At 74.9% G+C, this 14843-nt stretch carries 12 protein-coding genes and 1 pseudogene; 8 read left to right on the forward strand and 5 right to left on the reverse strand.

Translation table 11 applies throughout. The features are described 5' to 3' along the window. The first annotated feature begins 197 nt into the window (after positions 1–197). On the forward strand, positions 198–1487 hold the full coding sequence (locus ACZ7G1_RS01025) for a DUF6986 family protein (RefSeq protein ID WP_470881963.1): 1290 nt from the start codon (positions 198–200) through the stop codon (positions 1485–1487). Between the two features lie 101 nt (positions 1488–1588). After that, the gene (locus tag ACZ7G1_RS01030; protein ID WP_470881965.1) at positions 1589–3430 is read left to right on the forward strand and encodes a serine/threonine-protein kinase; all 1842 of its coding nucleotides are present in this window, start codon (positions 1589–1591) and stop codon (positions 3428–3430) included. A gap of 23 nt (positions 3431–3453) precedes the next feature. Here the strand turns inward: ACZ7G1_RS01030 and ACZ7G1_RS01035 are convergent, their stop codons facing one another. Beyond that, positions 3454–4488 carry a LacI family DNA-binding transcriptional regulator gene (locus tag ACZ7G1_RS01035; RefSeq protein ID WP_470882011.1) on the reverse strand — a complete coding sequence of 345 codons (1035 nt, stop codon included), beginning with the start codon at positions 4486–4488 and terminating at the stop codon, positions 3454–3456. Positions 4489–4658: 170 nt separating this feature from the next. Here ACZ7G1_RS01035 and ACZ7G1_RS01040 point away from each other — a divergent pair, with 170 nt between their 5' ends. Both ACZ7G1_RS01040 and ACZ7G1_RS01045 read left to right on the forward strand, forming a co-directional pair. Next, complete coding sequence (locus tag ACZ7G1_RS01040) at positions 4659–5627, forward strand: ROK family protein (protein WP_470881967.1); 969 nt, start codon at positions 4659–4661, stop codon at positions 5625–5627. A 120-nt stretch (positions 5628–5747) separates the two neighbouring features. After that, a complete protein-coding gene (locus ACZ7G1_RS01045) occupies positions 5748–6782 on the forward strand; it encodes an NUDIX hydrolase (RefSeq protein ID WP_470881969.1) in 1035 nt (344 codons plus the stop codon). 24 nt (positions 6783–6806) lie between these two features. Here ACZ7G1_RS01045 and ACZ7G1_RS01050 read toward each other — a convergent pair whose 3' ends face one another. The 3 genes and pseudogenes from ACZ7G1_RS01050 to ACZ7G1_RS01060 all read right to left on the reverse strand — a co-directional run bounded on the left by ACZ7G1_RS01050 (position 6807) and on the right by ACZ7G1_RS01060 (position 9462). After that, positions 6807–7313, reverse strand: coding sequence for a MarR family winged helix-turn-helix transcriptional regulator (locus ACZ7G1_RS01050; protein WP_470882012.1), 507 nt, complete (start codon positions 7311–7313; stop codon positions 6807–6809). Positions 7314–7316: 3 nt separating this feature from the next. Continuing rightward, positions 7317–8012: pseudogene (locus tag ACZ7G1_RS01055) on the reverse strand (MBL fold metallo-hydrolase); the annotation flags it as partial. 85 nt (positions 8013–8097) lie between these two features. Next, positions 8098–9462 (reverse strand): M20/M25/M40 family metallo-hydrolase, encoded by a 1365-nt coding sequence (locus tag ACZ7G1_RS01060; protein ID WP_470881970.1) that lies wholly within the window; start codon positions 9460–9462, stop codon positions 8098–8100. Between the two features lie 331 nt (positions 9463–9793). Here ACZ7G1_RS01060 and ACZ7G1_RS01065 point away from each other — a divergent pair, with 331 nt between their 5' ends. Then, positions 9794–11128, forward strand: a complete 1335-nt coding sequence (locus tag ACZ7G1_RS01065) for a geranylgeranyl reductase family protein (RefSeq protein ID WP_470882013.1) — start codon at positions 9794–9796, stop codon at positions 11126–11128. Positions 11129–11176: 48 nt separating this feature from the next. Here ACZ7G1_RS01065 and ACZ7G1_RS01070 read toward each other — a convergent pair whose 3' ends face one another. Continuing rightward, positions 11177–11689 (reverse strand): nitroreductase family deazaflavin-dependent oxidoreductase, encoded by a 513-nt coding sequence (locus ACZ7G1_RS01070; RefSeq protein WP_470881972.1) that lies wholly within the window; start codon positions 11687–11689, stop codon positions 11177–11179. A gap of 130 nt (positions 11690–11819) precedes the next feature. Between ACZ7G1_RS01070 and ACZ7G1_RS01075 the strand changes: the two genes are divergently transcribed. From ACZ7G1_RS01075 to ACZ7G1_RS01085, 3 genes are all read left to right on the forward strand, one after another. Beyond that, entirely contained in the window at positions 11820–12515 is a 696-nt protein-coding gene (locus tag ACZ7G1_RS01075; protein WP_470881974.1) for a TetR/AcrR family transcriptional regulator, read from the forward strand. Between the two features lie 262 nt (positions 12516–12777). Beyond that, positions 12778–14013 carry a sensor histidine kinase gene (locus ACZ7G1_RS01080; RefSeq protein WP_470881976.1) on the forward strand — a complete coding sequence of 412 codons (1236 nt, stop codon included), beginning with the start codon at positions 12778–12780 and terminating at the stop codon, positions 14011–14013. 119 nt (positions 14014–14132) lie between these two features. Beyond that, positions 14133–14795: a response regulator transcription factor gene (locus ACZ7G1_RS01085; RefSeq protein ID WP_470882014.1), complete on the forward strand. Its 663-nt coding sequence runs from the start codon at positions 14133–14135 to the stop codon at positions 14793–14795. The last annotated feature ends 48 nt before the right edge of the window (positions 14796–14843 follow it).

Genomic DNA, 14843 nt, shown 5'->3' on the forward strand with positions numbered 1-14843 from the left:
CCCGCCCACACCCCCACCCCGGACCCCCCCCCCACGTCCCCCCCCCCCCTCCTCCCCCCCCCCCCCCCCCCCCCCCCCCCCCCCCCCCCCCCCCCCCCCCGGCCGTTTCGGACAACCATTGACTCAGGTCAGGGCTGCCTACTAACTTCGCTATACGGATTGTTGATTCCGTGAAGCGGAAAACAGGAGGATGTGGGATGGGTCAGCAGGAGAAGGTGTCGACGAGCCTCGCGGGCGCGGTCAGCGAGGGCATCAGCGCCTCCCTCGCCGCGGTGGACGCCGAGCTGGACCGCCGCTACCCGGGAGACCCGGGCACCCGCCAGCCCGTCCACACCGTCTACGTCCCCGGCAACGTCTTCGACGCCGGAACCATCCGGTCCTGGGGCGACCAGGCCCTCGCCGCCCTCGACGAGCACGCCCCCGACGCCGACTCCTTCGCCGCCGTCCTCGGCCTCTCCGACGAGCTCGCCCACGACGTCTACGGCCGCGTGCGGGCCAAGCTGGAGCGCGAGCCCATCGAGGACCTCCGGGTCGACTTCGAGGACGGCTACGCCGGCCAGGACGAGGACCAGGACGCCGCCAAGGCCGCGCGCCTGATCTCGGAGGCGTACGCGAACGGCACCGCCGCCCCGTACATGGGCATCCGGATGAAGTGCATGGAGGCCGCCGTACGCGACCGGGGCATCCGCACCACCGACGTCTTCCTCACCGGGCTCCTGGAGAACGGCGGCCTCCCCGACGGCCTCGTCCTCACCCTCCCCAAGGTGACCTACCCCGAGCAGGTCTCCGCCTTCGTCCGCCTCCTGGAGGCCTTCGAGAAGGCCCACGGCCTCGACGAGGGCCGCCTCGGCTTCGAGATCCAGATCGAGACCAGCCAGTCCATCCTGGCCACCGACGGCACCGCAGCCGTCGCCCGCATGATCGGCGCCGCCGAGGGCCGCGCCACCGGACTGCACTACGGCACCTTCGACTACAGCGCCTGCCTCGGCGTCTCCGCCGCCTACCAGGCCAGCGACCACCCGGCCGCCGACCACGCCAAGGCGATCATGCAGGTCGCCGCCGCCGGCACCGGCGTCCGCGTCTCCGACGGCTCCACCAACGTCCTCCCGGTCGGTTCCACCGAGCACGTCCACGAGGCCTGGCGCCTGCACTACGGCCTCACCCGCCGCGCCCTGGCCCGCGCCTACTACCAGGGCTGGGACATGCATCCCGGCCACATCCCCACCCGCTACGCCGCCGTCTTCGCCTTCTACCGCGAGGGCTTCGAGGCCGCCGCCAAGCGTCTCTCCGCCTACGCCAACCACGCCGGCGGCGACGTCATGGACGAGCCCGCCACCGCCAAGGCCCTCAGCTCCTACCTGCTGCGCGGCATCGACTGCGGGGCCCTCGACACCGCCGAGGTCGACGCCCTCACCGGCATGGACCGCGCCGCCCTCGACCGCTTCGCCGCCCCGCGCCGCGGTGACCTCACCGCCTCCGCCGAGTAGGAACGAAGATCAGGTAAGGGACGCGATCCAGCCAACTGCCCCGTACTCTGTACGAGTTCACGCGCATCCGCGCACATGCTCGACAGGGGAACGGGGCAGCGGTGTCTTCGGGGGAGAACGGGCGGCTTGCCGGCCGCTACAGAATCGTGCGCCAACTCGGGCGCGGAGGCATGGGAGTCGTCTGGCGGGCCGTCGACGAGGTCCTCGGCCGCGAGGTGGCCGTCAAGGAACTCCGTACGTACACGGACGCCGCCGCACCCGAACTGGCGGACCTCCAGCTGCGGATGACCCGCGAGGCCCGCGCGGCCGCCCGGGTCCGCCACCCCGGAGTGGTCGCCGTCCACGACGTCACCGAGCACCAGGGCCGCCCGGTCATCGTCATGGAACTCGTCGACGGGCCCTCCCTCGACGACGTACTCGCCGAGCGCGGCACCCTCGACCCGGTCGAGGCCGCCCGCATCGGCGCCAGCGTCCTCGAAGCACTGGCCGCCGCCCACGACGTGGGCGTGCTCCACCGGGACGTGAAGCCCGGCAACATCCTGCTCGACCGGTCCGGCCGGATCGTCCTCACCGACTTCGGCATCGCCACCATGGAGGACCCCGGCGACGGCTCCGCCACCCACCTCACCCGCAGCGGCGAGATCGTCGGCTCCCTCGACTTCCTCGCCCCCGAACGGGCCCGCGGCCAGGACCCCGGCCCCGCCTCCGACGTCTGGGCGGTCGGCGCCACCCTCTACGCGGCCGTCGAAGGCGCCTCCCCCTTCCGCCGTACGTCGACCTGGTCGACCCTCGCGGCCATCGTCACCGAACCCCTCCCCGAACCCGCCCGCTCCGGACCCCTCGCCCCGGTCCTGCTCCGCCTCCTCGACAAGGACCCCGCCTCCCGGCCGACGGCACGCGAGGCGGCCCGGCTCCTGAGCGCGGTGGCCGGGGCGGAGGGCGCGGCAGTGCCCGCGCCCGCGCCTGTGCCCATGGCCGTGGCACCGGAGGAACCCGCCGTCGCGGCCGAGCCGGTCCCCGGTTTCGGCGATCCGTTCACGGGGCCGGTGGAGCCGTACGCGGGCCTGGGACCCGTGGCGCAGCCGTACGGGGCCGTGGCGCCCGCACCCGTGCCTCCGGCCGAGCCGGCGCCCGGGCGGGCCGCGCGGCGCGCGGGGGCGAAGTCGCGCCGGGGGAGCGTTCTGGTGGCCGCCGCGGTGGCCGCCGTGCTGCTCGCCGGTGGCGGGATCACGTACGCGCTCATGGACCACGGCAGCGGCGACCGGGCCACCGGTGACACCTCGCGGGACGGGGGCCAGGGCACGGCGGGCGGCGACCCCGGCCGGGTCCTTGACCCCGGGACGAGCAGCGCGCCGCCCTCGGGGCAGCCGAGCGGCACCGCGACGCCGACCACGGGGACGAGTCCCGGCGGACCGTCCGCGTCCGGCCCGCTGCCCGGCGGCGACGCGGCCGCCGGGGGCGGCGACGGCGCGGGCGGCTCCGACCCGGGCGCCTCCTCCGGCGGCGCGGCGGGCGGTTCCGGTACGCGTCCCCCGTCCGGCGGCAGTACGACGGCACCCGGCAAGCCCGGCGGCCCCGCCCCCACGAGCGGCACGACCACGACCGGCGGTTCCGGCGGCGGCACCACGACCTCGCCCACCACCGAGGCCCCGCCGCCCGCCGCCACGGGCTGTGTCTCCTCCGGCTCCTCCGCGAGCTGCCAGGTCGTACGGAGCGCCACGACCACCCGCTACGACGGCGGCGAGATGGGTACGGTCGGCGCCGGCCCGCACACCTTCTTCTGCCAGGTCGACCTCGACCGCACCGAGTCCTACGGCGGCCGCACCAGTCGCTGGTTCGCCCGTACCGACGACGACAGCGGCAACACGAACGTCTACCTCAGCGTCCTGCACCTCGCGGGGGGTTCGGGCGGCGGAGCGGTGGCGGGGCTGCGGATCTGCTGAGGCCCCTTGGGGCCCCGTCGGCGTCAGGCGGTCGGCGGCGGGATCTCGCCCGAGCCCCGGGCGAGGAGGGTCGTGCCGAGGACGACGCGTTCGGGCGCGTCGTCGGCGCCGTCGAGGCGGCGGAACAGGCGCTCCGCCGCGGTGCGGCCGAGGGCGGCGGCGTCCTGGGCGATGACCGTGACACCGAGCAGGTCGGCCAGTTCGATGTCGTCGAAGCCGACGAGGGCGACCGGGCCGGGGTGGCCGGCCAGGGCGCGGACCACCGTGACGGTCACCCGGTTGTTGCCGGCGAACACCGCCGTCACCGGCTCGGGCGCCGACAGCAGTTCCCGTACCGCCGCGCGCACCCGCTCGGGGCCGGTGGAACCGAGGGAGACCCACTCCTCGCGGACCGGGAGGCCCGCGTCCTCCATCGCGGCGCGGTAACCGCGCAGCCGCTCGGCCGAGGTGTGGATGCGCGGGCGGTCGCCGATGAAGCCGATGCGGCGGTGGCCGTGGGCGATGAGGTGGGCCACGCCGGCGTGCGCGCCGCCGAAGCTGTCGGAGAGGACCGCGTCGGCGTCGATGAGCCCGGCGGGGCGGTCGACGAAGACGGTGGCGACGCCCGCCCTGATCTCCGGCTCCAGGTACCGGTGGTCGTCGCCCGCGGGGATGACGATGAGCCCGTCGACCCTGCGCGCGCACAGGGCGAGGGCCAACTCCTGCTCGCGCTCCGGGTCCTCGGCGCTCGACCCGTTGATGAGGAGGGCCCCGTGCGCCCGCGCGACCTCCTCGACCGCGCGGCTGAGGGGGCCGTAGAAGGGGTCGGCGAGGTCTTCGAGGACCAGGCCGACGGTGGCGGTGCGGCCCTTGCGGAGGACGCGGGCGCTGTCGTTGCGGCGGAAGCCGAGTATCTCGATGGCCTCCCGTACCCGTCGTTCGGTGTCGGGAGTGACACCCGGCTCGCCGTTGACGACCCGGGACACCGTCTTCAGGCCGACGCCCGCGCGGGCGGCGACGTCCTTCATCGTGGGGCGAGTGCCGTAGCGGGGCTCGGGGCGGCGGGCGATCTCGGCCACGGTGCGGGGTTCCTCCGTCATGTCGGGTTCCTGGCGGGACGGCGTGAGGTCCCGGCGTACGGCGCTGCTGGTCGTCTCCGCCGAGCATAGGGCCTGGACAACGTTGTCAGGCCAGGGGAGACTGGCGGAACGACCCCGTCACCTTGCCGCCGACTGGAGAATCCGCGTCCATGCACACCGACTTCGCCCCGGGCCTCGCCGTCGCGCTCGACATCGGCGGCACCAAGATCGCCGGGGCCCTGGTCGACGGCGAAGGCCGCCTCCTGCACCGCGCCCAGCGGCCCACGCCCGCGCGTGAGGACGGCGAGACCGTGATGCGCGCGGTCGAGGCGGTGCTCGCCGACCTCGCCGCCTCCCCGCTGTGGGAGGCCGCCGGGGCCGTCGGTGTCGGGAGCGCGGGACCGGTCGACGCCGCGCGGGGGACCGTGAGCCCGGTGAACGTGCCCGGCTGGCGCGACTACCCGCTCGTCGCGCGCGTGCGCGAGGCCGCGGGCGGACGGCCCGTCACCCTCGTCGGCGACGGCGTCGCCATGACGGCGGCCGAACACTGGGTCGGAGCGGCCAGGGGTCACGACAACGCGCTGTGCCTGGTGGTCTCGACCGGCGTCGGCGGCGGCCTCGTCCTCGGCGGCCGGGTCCACCCGGGCCCCACCGGAAACGCCGGCCACATCGGCCACATCGTGGTGGACCTGGACGGCGACCCCTGCGCCTGCGGCTCGCGGGGCTGCGTCGAGCGCATCGCCAGCGGCCCCCAACTGGCCCGCCGCGCCCTGGAGAACGGCTGGCTGCCCGGGCCCGACGGCGACGCGACCGCCGCCGGGGTGGCCGCCGCGGCACGTGCCGGGGACCCGGTCGCCGTCGCCTCCTTCGAGCGCGCGGCCCAGGCGCTCGCGGCGGGCATCGCGGCCACCGCCGCCCTCGTCGAGATCGACATCGCGGTCGTCGGCGGCGGGGTCGCGGGCGCGGGCGAGGTCCTCTTCGCCCCGCTCCGGCGCAGTCTCCGCTCGTACGCCACCCTCTCCTTCGTCCGCGACCTCACCGTCGTCCCGGCCCTCACCGGCACCGACGCGGGCCTCCTCGGCGCGGCGGCCGCCGCCACGCGCCCGCGTGGCGGGGCGCCGTGGGCGGCTGCCTCCTGAACGAGTCCTCCCGGCCCCGGCAGGCCCGGCGTCACCACCTCCTGGCTCGGACATGTGTTCGTGGTTTCCGTGGCAGGGTGTTGAGGGCAAGCCACAGTGGGCTACCGATGAGGGGGAATCGTGATCGTCTGGATCAACGGGACGTTCGGCGCGGGGAAGACCAGCACCGCGCGCGAGCTGGTCGATCTGATCCCGCACAGCCGTGTCTTCGACCCCGAGCTCGTCGGCGGGGCGATGAGCTCGCTCCTGCCGGCCAAACGGCTCGCCGAGGTCGAGGACTTCCAGGACCTGCCGATCTGGCGGCGCCTCGTGGTCGACACCGCCGCGGCCCTGCTCGCCGAGGTCGGCGGCGTCCTGATCGTCCCCATGACCCTGCTCAGGCAGGAGTACCGGGACGAGATCTTCGGTGCGCTCGCCGCCCGCCGCATCGAGGTCCGGCACGTTCTGCTCGCTCCGGAGGAAACGATCCTGCGTCAGCGGATCGACGGCCGGACCGAACACGAGGACCCCGAGGCCGACGCCCGCGTACGCGCGTGGTGCCACGCGCACCTCCCGTCGTACCGCACCGCCCTCGACTGGCTCGCCGCCGACGCGTTCACCGTCGACACCTCGGCGCTCACCGCGGCCGAGGCCGCCCGGACCGTCGCCGACGCGGTCCTGGCCGGCCGGGCCGCCCCCTGCGGGATCGTCCAGACCCCGGAGCCGACCGGCGAGACCCTCGCGGCCGGCGTCCTGCTCTTCGACGAACAGGACCGGTTCCTCCTCGTCGACCCCACCTACAAGCCGGGCTGGGAGTTCCCCGGCGGCGTCGTCGAACCCGGCGAACCGCCCGCCCGCGCCGGGATGCGCGAGGTCGCCGAGGAGATCGGCCTCGAACTCGACGCCGTACCCCGCCTCCTGCTCGTCGACTGGGAACGCCCCAAGCCCCCCGGCTACGGCGGCCTCCGCCTCCTCTTCGACGGCGGCACCCTCCGCGGCGACGACACCGCACGCCTCCGCCTCCCAGGCGCCGAACTCCGCGACTGGCGCTTCGTCACCGAGGAGGAGGCCGCCGACCTCCTGCCCCCCGTCCGCTACCACCGCCTCCGCTGGGCCCTCCGCGCCCGCGAACGCGGCACCGTCCTCAACCTGGAGGCCGGGGTCCCGGTGGGCTGACCGTGCCGCGCCCGCCGGCGCGCCCTACGGGCGGCTCTCCCCGCCGCCCGTAGCGCCCCCGACGTTGGCGATCATCCGGCGCAGCACCTTGAGAGCGGCGACGTACTCGTCGTCCTCGATGCCCGCGTGGACCTCCGCGCGCAGGGAGGTGACCAGCTCACGGATGCGGACGCGCGAGGCTTCACCCGCGTCGGTGAGGATCAGGCGCTGCCCGGCGTCGAGGGCGAGCCAGCCCCGGTACAGGAGCTGGTCCACCACCCGGCCGATCTCGTGCGGGCCGTCCGCGAGCGGCGTGAGCTGGTCGACGACCTCCTTGCGGGACGGCGCCGAGGCGCCGCCGTGCACCCGGTTGAGCACCCAGTACTGGGGCTGGGTGACGTCGATGGCGGCCATGGCGTCCCGCAGCCGCCGGGTCACGGTGGCGTGGACGAGGCCGGCCCAGTAGCCCACCGGCTGGGTCGCGAGCTCGTCGTCGCCGGCGGCCGGATCGGCCGGGGCCTGGTCGGTGGGCGTGCCGACCGGCCCGTCCACGGGGGCCGCCTGCTCGACCGCGGCGGACAGCAGGTCCGCCGTGTCCGCGATCACGGGCGCGCCGTGGCCGCAACACAGCACCGAGGGACGGAGCTTCGCCAGCGCCCGCAGGGAGTCCAGCGCGAGCGCGCGGTCGACGTGGAAGACGCCGAAGGTCACGCCCCGCACCGACGCCACCGTGTCGCCGGTGAACAGCACGCCGTGGCGCGGCAGGTGGACGGCGATCGAGCCGGGCGTGTGGCCCGGCGTGTGCACGACCACCGCGCCGTCGCCGAAGCCGAGCTCGTCGCCGTCCTCGACCTCCCGGTCGACCCGGGTCGGCGGGGCCTCCGGCACGGTCAGACCGTGCTCGAACAGCGGCACCTCCCAGTCCACCAGGTCCGGGTCGGGGACCGGCGCCTCGCCCCGCACGACCGGCGCGTCGAGGCGGTGCGCGACGATCTCGGCGCCGTACAGGTCCGCGAGCTCCTGGGCCGCACCCACGTGGTCCCGGTGGCAGTGCGTCAGCACGATGCGGCGCAGCCGTTCCGGGACGAGACCGGCCGCCCGTATCGCCTCCGCGATCGCGGGCGCCGAGCCGGTCCAGCCGGCGTCGATCAGGGTCAGCTCCTCCTCGTCCTGCCAGAGGTAGGCCTGGCCGATGGAGAAGTCGAGGAGGTGCAGACGCGGGGAGATCCGGGCGAGTTCGATGGGTGCCATACGGCGAACCTACGCATCCACGCAGGTCCGCCGCATGGTTCTACGCTCTCGGCGAGCTTCGCCGAGCGCTGAACCCGACGGGGTGTCAGGCCCGCTTCGAGCGGGCGTAGTTGACCAGGAAGTGCGCCTCGGCCACCGAGAGGCGCTCCAGCTCCTCCGGCGACACGGACTCGTTGGGCGCGTGGATCTGCGCCTCCGGCTCGCTCAGACCGATCAGCAGGATCTCCGACTCCGGGTACAGCGAGGCCAGCGTGTTGCACAGCGGGATCGAGCCGCCCATGCCCGCCGTCTGCATCTCCTGACCCGGGTACGCGACCCGCATCGCCTCGGCCATCGACGCGTACGCCGGGCTCGACGTGTCCGCCTGGAACGCCTGGCCCTGGCCGACCTGCTCGAACGACACCCGCGCGTTCCACGGGGTGTGCTTCTCGAGGTGCGCGTACAGCAGCTTCGTCGCCTCGACCGAGTCCTGGCCCGGCGGCACCCGCAGGCTCAGCTGCGCGCGGGCCGACTTCGGGATCGACGGGGTCGCCCCGGCCACCGGGTGGCAGTCGATGCCGACCACGGTGACGGCCGGACGCGCCCAGATGCGGTCGGCGATCGTGCCGGCGCCCGGCAGGTCCACGCCCGAGAGGACCTTGGCGTCCTGCCGGAAGTCCTCCTCCGGGTACTGCAGGCCCTCCCACACCTGGTCGCCCACCAGACCGTCGACGACGGTCGAACCGTCCTCGGCCCGCAGCGAGTCCAGGACGCGGATCATCGCGGCCAGCGCGTCCGGGGCGGCACCGCCGAACTGACCGGAGTGCAGGTTGCCCTCAAGGGTGTCGATCTGCACCCGGATCATCGTCATGCCGCGCAGGGTCGCCGTCACCGTCGGCAGGCCCACCCGGAAGTTGCCCGCGTCGCCGATCACGATGGCGTCCGCCGCGAGCACCTCGGGGTGCTGCTCCGCGTACCGCTCGAGACCGCCGGTGCCCTGCTCCTCCGAACCCTCGACGATCACCTTGACCGTCACCGGGACGCCGCCGTTCGCCTTCAGGGCGCGCAGCGCGAGCAGGTGCAGGATGAAGCCGCCCTTGCAGTCGGCGGCGCCGCGCCCGTACCAGCGGCCGTCGCGCTCGGTCAGCTCGAACGGCGGGCTCAGCCAGGCGGACTCGTCCAGCTTCGGCTGTACGTCGTAGTGGGCGTAGAGCAGCACGGTCGGCGCGCCGGCCGGGCCGGGCAGGATGCCGTACACGGACTGCGACCCGTCCGGGGTGTCGAGCAGCGCGACGTCCTGGAAGTCCTCCGCGCGCAGGGCGTCCGCGACCCAGTTCGCCGCCCCCTCGCACTCGCTGCGCGGAGCCACCGCCTCGTCCGCCACGGACTCGAAGGCGACCAGCTCGGCCAGCTCGGCCTTGGCCGTGGGCATCAGGGACCGCACGGTCTCGGCGATCGGATTCGAGGACATGGGCACGCTCCTGGTGGGTGCGACGTTACGACGTTGAGGACGGTGTTCGACGTAGGTCGTGGTACGCCGAACGCACCGTCGATCCTACGGCTCTGTGGCCCGGCTACCGCGCCGTAGGATGCGTCAGGCAGACCACCGGTCGGATCAGGAGCAGAAACACATCGTGAGCAGCGAGCACGGAGAGAACGCCGGTCCGAAGCACCCCGAGCCCGTGGACGCGGCTCCCGAGGGCACGGATGACAGCGCGTCGGACGACACAGCGCCGGCGCCGGCGGACGGGACCCCGGACGGCACGCTGGACGCCCCGGCCGACGGGACGCGGGGCGCCACGGTGGACGAGACCCCCGAGGAGACGGCCGACGAGACCCCCGACGAGACCCCCGACGATGCGGCCGACGTCTGGGACGTGGTCGTCGTCGGCGCGGGCCCGGCCGGCGCGTCCGCGGCGTACGCGGCGGCGGTCGCGGGGCGCCGGGTGCTGCTCCTGGAGAAGTCCGAGCTGCCCCGCTACAAGACCTGCGGCGGCGGCATCATCGGCCCTTCGCGCGACTCGCTCCCGCCGGGCTTCGAACTGCCGCTCCAGGACCGGGTGCACGCCGTCACCTTCTCCCTTGACGGCCGCTTCGCCCGCACGCGCCGCTCGCGCCGGATGCTCTTCGGGCTCATCAACCGTCCCGAGTTCGACGCGCAGCTCGTCGAGCACGCCCAGAAGGCCGGCGCCGAACTGCGGACCGGCGCCACGGTCGTCCGGGTCGAGCAGCACGGGGCCTCCGTGCCGGACCGGCGGACCGTCGCCGTCGTGCTCGGCGGCGGCGAGACCGTCCTGGCGCGCGCCGTCGTCGGCGCCGACGGCAGCGCGAGCCGGATAGGCGCTCATGTCGGTGTGCGGCTGGGCCAGGTCGACCTCGGCCTGGAGGCGGAGATCCCGGTGCCGCCCTCCGTGGCCGAGGACTGGAAGGGCCGCGTCCTGATCGACTGGGGCCCGATGCCCGGCAGTTACGGCTGGGTCTTCCCCAAGGGCGACACGCTGACCGTCGGTGTCATCTCGGCACGCGGCGAGGGCGCCGCCACCAAGCGGTACATGGAGGACTTCGTCGCCCGGCTCGGCCTCTCCGGCTTCGAGCCCACCATCTCCTCCGGCCATCTGACCCGCTGCCGCACCGACGACTCGCCGCTCTCCCGCGGCCGCGTCCTGGTCTGCGGCGACGCCGCCGGACTCCTGGAGCCCTGGACCCGTGAGGGCATCTCGTACGCGCTCCGCTCGGGCCGCCTCGCGGGCGAGTGGGCGGTACGGGTCGCCGAGGCGAACGACGCGGTCGACGCCCGGCGTCAGGCCCTGAACTACGCCTTCGCCATCAAGGCCGGGCTCGGCGTCGAGATGGCGGTCGGCCGCCGGATGCTCGCCGTCTTCGAGCGGCGCCCGGGGCTGCTCCACGCGGCGATCACGGGCCTGCGCCCGGCCTGGAACGCCTTCGCCGACATCACCCGCGGCTCCGCCACCCTCGGCGGCATGGTCCGCTCGAACGGCCTGGCCCGGCGCGCGCTCGAGATGCTCGACCGGCGGATGGACACCTCGTCCGGTGTCGGCCCGGCGGGCCGTGGCGTCTCGCAGCGGGAGCGGACGGCGTCCGGCTCCGAGGACGAGGGAGCTCCCGCGGAGCTCTGACGCTCTGAGGTTCTGATCCGAGGGACGGGCTCCGCCGTCCCGGTCCGTTCACGCGGCCGGGGTGACGGGGCCCGTCGTCGTGATGCGGAAGACGGGGTGCTTGGGCGCGGCGGCGCGCAGTTCCTCGGCGGAGGAGTCGGGGCCGACGCCGCCGAAGAAGACGCCGACCTCGGCCTTCCAGCGCTTGAGGTAGGCGCGGAGCAGCGCGGGCTTGTCGTCGTCGGCCACCTCGACGGCGGTGAACTCCTGCACGTGCTTGCCGAGGTGCAGCTGCCCGCCGCCCGCGGCCCGCATGTTGTGGGTCCACTGGACGTGGCCGCGCGGGGCGACCAGGTAGCGCTCGCCGTCCACCGTCAGGAGGTTGACGGGGGTGCGGCGCCATTCGCCGCTCTTGCGGCCCCGGACGGCGAGGACGCGCGAGCCCCAGACGCTGATGCCCCGGCGGGTCATCCAGGCGACCGCGCGGTTGAGGACGTTGACGGTGAACCAGCCGGGCTTCATCACGTGCGTGGCGGGGGCGGGGGTGGAGGGGGTGGCCGGGTCGGTGGGCTGAGCGGACATGAGGTCCTCCTCGGGAGTCAAAGTGTGAGCACTGCTCTCGCTTGAGATCAGTGTGCACGGATCGGTGCTCTCAAGCAAGAGCAGTGCTCTCATTTCGTTGCGATGCTCTGAAAGTGGCACACTGCTCTCCATGACGACCGTTCGAGGAGCCCGAGCCCGCGCCCGTATCGAGATCACCGCCGCGATCAAGGACGAAGCCCGCACCCAGCTCGCCGCCGAAGGCGCCGCCAAGCTGTCCCTGCGGGCCGTCGCCCGCGAGCTCGGCATGGTCTCCTCCGCGCTGTACAGGTACTTCCCCAGCCGCGACGACCTGTTGACCGCCCTCATCGTCGACGCCTACGACGCCGTCGGCGAGGCCGCCGAGAAGGCGGCCGCCGACTCCGCCGGGCAGCGCCCGCTCGCCCGCTGGACCGACGTCTGCCGCGCCATCCGCGCCTGGGCCGTCGCCCACCCGCACGAGTACGCCCTGATCTACGGCTCCCCGGTCCCCGGCTACACCGCCCCCCAGGACACCGTCGCCCCCGCCGCCCGCGCCGGCCTCGTCCTCATCGACATCACCCGCCGGGCCCACGAGAGCGAGGGCATCGCCCTCCCGCCGCTCCCCGACGAGCTGCGCCCCGAGGCCGAGCGCCTCGCCGCCGACATCGCCCCCGACCTCCCGCCCGCGCTCGCCATCGCCCTGGTCGCCGCCTGGGCGCAGCTCTTCGGCCTGATCTCCTTCGAGGTCTTCGGCCAGTTCAACCGGGTCGTCGAGGACCGCGACACCTTCTTCGCCGCCGCCGCCCGCCGCCTCGGCCAGGACGTCGGCCTCCTGCCGCGCGGCTGACCCGCCCGGCGGCCGACCGGGCAGGGCCGGGGAGGTGTGCTCCGGGCCCACGTGCTTGGCGGCGGACGAAGGGCGGGGGTGTACGCCAGGCTCTCTTGTCTGGTGGCGGACCCGGGCCAGGGGTGTACGCCGGGCCCACGTGCCCGGCGGCGGACCAGGGCCGGGGGCGTAACCCTCGGCCCCGTCTACTCCGGCGGGAGTACGTGTGACCACCCCGCTCGGCTGACGTCCCCGCGCGCGGCACGCGGTTAGCGTGGCCGGTATGGACGAGGCGTGGGCGCGCGGGCGCGGCGGCGGAGGACCCTTCGGGCGGTGGGGCCGGGCGGGCGGCGGGCCTGGTGCGCCCGGGGCGGAGCCCGGCCGTGGTCTGCCTTGGCGTTCGACGCTGCTGATCGCCGTCCTGGTCATGGTGGGGAGTGGGCTCGCCGCGCGGAACCAGCCGGACCGCGAGGCGCTCGACGCGTTCGGGCGGGCGCTCCTGGTGCTCGGCGCGGCGCCGCTGCTGTTGCGTCACCGGTACCCGGTGCCCGTGGTCTTCGGCGTCGCGGCCGTCACCCTCGGCTACCTCGCGGCCGGTTACCCGTACGGCCCGGTCTTCGCCCTGGTGGCCATCGCTTGTTTCGCCGCCGTCGTGCACGGCGACCGCGTCGCGGCCTGGTGGGCGCTCGGCCTGCTGTGGGCGGGCCATCTGGTGCTCTCCCACTGGCTGTACGGGCGTCTCCCGCCGGCCGGTGACGGCCCCGCCTCCTGGGGCCAGGATCTCTCGGGGGCCGCCTTCGCCGTCGCCGTACTCGCCGCGTCCGAGCTGGTGCGCGTCCGGCGCGAGCAGTGGGCGCAGCATCGGGCCGAGCGGGCGGCGGCCGAGCGGCGGCGGGCGGACGAGGAGCGGCTCAGGATCGCCCGGGAGCTCCACGACGTGCTCGCGCACTCGATCTCCGTGATCAACGTGCAGGCGGGCGTCGGCCTCGCCCTCCTCGACTCCGACCCCGAGCAGGCGCGCACGGCCCTCACCACCATCAAGGCGGCCAGCAAGGAGGCGCTCGGCGAGGTACGGCAGGTCCTCGACACCCTCCGTACCCCCGGCGACGCACCCCGCGCGCCCGCCCCGGGCCTCGGCCGGCTCCCCGAACTCGTCGAACAGGCCGGCGCCGCGGGCCTGGCCGTCACCGTGACGACCAGCGGGCCGCGTACGGCGCTGCCGCCCGGCGCCGACCTCGCGGCCTTCCGCATCGTCCAGGAGGCGCTCACCAACGTGGTCCGCCACTCCGGCTCCCGTACCGCCCGGGTCGAGATCGCCCGGGGTCCGCGCCGCCTCGATCTGCGCGTCGACGACGATGGCCCCGCCACCGGCACCGAGGCCGGCGGCAGCGGCAACGGGCTCGCCGGCATGCGGGAGCGGGCCGCCGCCCTCGGTGGCACCATCGAGGCGGGCGCCCGCCCGGACGGCGGCTTCCGCGTCCACGCCGTACTCCCACTCCCCGCGGAGGAGACGCCGTGACCGATGGAGATCCCGAGCCCGAGGGGCGGCCCGTGAGCGATCCCGTGCCCGAGGGGCGGCCCGTGAGCGACCCCGTGACGGAGGAGCCTCCCGTGACCGGCACCGGCACCGGCACCGGCATCCGCGTCCTGCTCGCCGACGACCAGGCGCTGGTCAGGGCGGGGTTCCGGGCCCTGCTCGACGCGCAGCGGGACATCGCCGTGGCGGGGGAGGCCGCGGACGGGGAGGAGGCGGTGGAGCGGGTGCGCGCGCTGCGGCCGGACGTCGTCCTGATGGACATCAGGATGCCGCGGCTCGACGGCCTGGAGGCCACTCGGCGCATCACGGAGGACCCCGGCCTCGACGGGGTGCGGGTGGTGATGCTGACGACCTTCGAGCTCGACGAGTACGTCTTCGAGGCGATCAGGGCCGGCGCCTCCGGCTTCCTCGTGAAGGACACCGAGCCCGAGGAGCTGCTGAGGGCGGTGCGTGCCGTGGTCCACGGGGACGCGCTGCTCTCCCCGGGCGTGACGCGCCGCCTGATCGAGGAGTTCGCCGCCCGCTCCAAGGCCCCGGCCGCGACCGGGGCGCTCGGCGCGCTGACCGAGCGTGAGCGGGAGGTCATGGCCCTGGTGGGGATCGGCCTCTCGAACGAGGAGATCGCCCGCAGGCTGGTCGTCAGCCCGCTCACCGCGAAGACCCACGTCAGCCGGGCGATGGTGAAGCTCGGCGCCCGGGACCGGGCCCAACTCGTCGTCCTGGCGTACGAGTCGGGCCTGGTGCGGCCCGGCTGGCTGGGCTGACGGGCCGAGCCCGGCGGCGGACCAGGCGGTACGGGCCGGCCGGGCGCT

Source organism: Streptomyces sp. NPDC037273 (genome assembly GCF_055603625.1).

Bases quoted from the DNA above. Each gene is read 5' to 3' on its own strand.
- ACZ7G1_RS01070 (WP_470881972.1), bottom strand. From the start codon at position 11,689: ATGTCCGCTCAGCCCACCGACCCGGCCACCCCCTCCACCCCCGCCCCC.
- ACZ7G1_RS01025 (WP_470881963.1), top strand. From the start codon at position 198: ATGGGTCAGCAGGAGAAGGTGTCGACGAGCCTCGCGGGCGCGGTCAGC.
- ACZ7G1_RS01075 (WP_470881974.1), top strand. From the start codon at position 11,820: ATGACGACCGTTCGAGGAGCCCGAGCCCGCGCCCGTATCGAGATCACC.
- ACZ7G1_RS01040 (WP_470881967.1), top strand. From the start codon at position 4,659: ATGCACACCGACTTCGCCCCGGGCCTCGCCGTCGCGCTCGACATCGGC.
- ACZ7G1_RS01080 (WP_470881976.1), top strand. From the start codon at position 12,778: ATGGACGAGGCGTGGGCGCGCGGGCGCGGCGGCGGAGGACCCTTCGGG.
- ACZ7G1_RS01060 (WP_470881970.1), bottom strand. From the start codon at position 9,462: ATGTCCTCGAATCCGATCGCCGAGACCGTGCGGTCCCTGATGCCCACG.